The organism is Veillonella sp. CAG:933, assembly GCF_000431435.1.
In the GTDB taxonomy this organism is placed as follows: Bacteria; Bacillota; Negativicutes; order Veillonellales; family Veillonellaceae; genus Veillonella_A.
This window is the reverse complement of record NZ_HF986201.1, coordinates 36,647-38,339: the sequence shown is the minus strand read 5'-3', so window position 1 is coordinate 38,339 and position 1,693 is coordinate 36,647. Positions and strand designations below refer to the sequence as shown.

Below are 1,693 nucleotides of genomic sequence, written 5' to 3'. Positions count from 1 at the left end.
TTACACACACTTTTTGTCCTATAACTCAAAATAGCACTATGAATTTGAAATATTAATTCTCAAATTCATAGTGCTATAATAATATTCAGAGCTATTAACGTGAGTTAGGTTCATCACCGAAAGGTGGTGATACTATAACAGTATACGAAGCTATATCATTAATGATTGGTTTTGCTACTCTTATAGTGTTAATTATTTCACTAAAGAAATAGACCTAACGCCCAGAAGTATTGCAGACTTCACACGTTAGGTTTATCATTTGCTACAGCTTAGATGAGCCTAACGCCTTCACACGTTGATAGCTCTCTTTGTACTTTTAGTATATCATGTATTCCATTTTCGTCAAGTTATGAGCAACATGGAATATACATCTAAGTAAAAACAACCACCGCCATAGGCAGTGGTTGTTTTTTATGCTACGAGATAATTCTATTTCAGGAGAAATTAGAATTTGTAGTTTAATTCTGCACGGTAGTAATCGCTCAAGTCGTTACCGTCTTGGTCTTCAGCATTGAATGCCCAGTAAGCGGACAAGCCAACGTTTTTAGCCAATGCATAGTCTACAGTAGCCATCCAAGCTTTGTAGTCAGCATTGTATGGTTGGTTCCAAGTAGAGCTGATTACTGGAGAAGTAGCTCCTTCATCAAAGTACTGAACTTTAACACCCCAAGTACCTTTTTCTTTAATGTTGTAGTTACCAACACCAACGCCTGCTACCCAAGCATCTTTATCGCCGTTGTTGTCCGAAAAATCATCTTTCCAAGTAGCATATTCGCCACCAATCCACAATTTATCAAATTGAAGATCTAAGTGACCGCCGTAGATATCGTTATCAAGGAAACGGTTCCCAAATGCGTAGAAACCACCGATAGTAGCGTGTTCACCCAATTTACCTTGTGCTTGTAATAAAGTTACAGAAATATTTGTATCAGCATCTGCATCTTTAACATCTAAACCATCAAAAGAAGCGCTACCGAACAAGTTACCAGCCATGAAGTAACCATGAGCAGCTGTAGCAGAGAAATTACCATTGTCGTATGCCAAAGCAGCACCGTCAAAAGTATCATCATAGATTAAACCGCCGCCAATGAAGGCACCAAAACGACCGCCAACTAAAGTTGTATCTTGGCCGAATTTATGAGCTACATACACGCGATCGAATTCAACACTGCTACTAGATGCATTACCAAATTCTTTGCTACCTGTAGATACACGAACTACAGCAGATGTATTTTCATTTACATTAGCATTGAATTGGATACGACCACGATAGTCGAATTTAGATTTTTTATTAGGGTTGTTGTCATTGGAGAACATGTCTTTTTTGTCAGAACCCTGGTAACGAAGACGAACGTCACCGGTAACTTTTACGTTACCAACTTTGTTTTCCAAAGTAGCAACACGAACGCCCAAATTGTTCAATTCGCTAGCGAATTCATCAGCCAAACGGTTGATCATAGCCTGTTGTTCAGCGTTAGCACGAGCTTCGTTAGCCATAGCTTTAGCTACCATCTGAGCCATTTCGTAACGAGTGATGTTGTTCTGGCCTTTGAAAGTGCCATCTGGGTAACCGTTGATTACACCAGCTGCTGCCAATTGAGATACGCTCTGGTATGCCCAATCGTTAGGAGTTACATCGGAGAATGGATTAGTTGCGAATGCAGTAGTTACGCCAAGTACAGCAGTTGCTGCA

At 39.9% G+C, this 1,693-nt stretch carries 2 protein-coding genes; one reads left to right on the top strand and one right to left on the bottom strand.

What is annotated here, in order from left to right:
- The first annotated feature begins 134 nt into the window (after positions 1-134).
- On the top strand, positions 135-212 hold the full coding sequence (locus tag QZL64_RS14555) for a putative holin-like toxin (RefSeq protein WP_363305357.1): 78 nt from the start codon (positions 135-137) through the stop codon (positions 210-212).
- A 232-nt stretch (positions 213-444) separates the two neighbouring features.
- Here QZL64_RS14555 and QZL64_RS07115 read toward each other — a convergent pair.
- A partial coding sequence (locus tag QZL64_RS07115) for a putative porin (RefSeq protein ID WP_296309425.1) occupies positions 445-1,693 on the bottom strand: 1,249 nt, incomplete at its 5' end.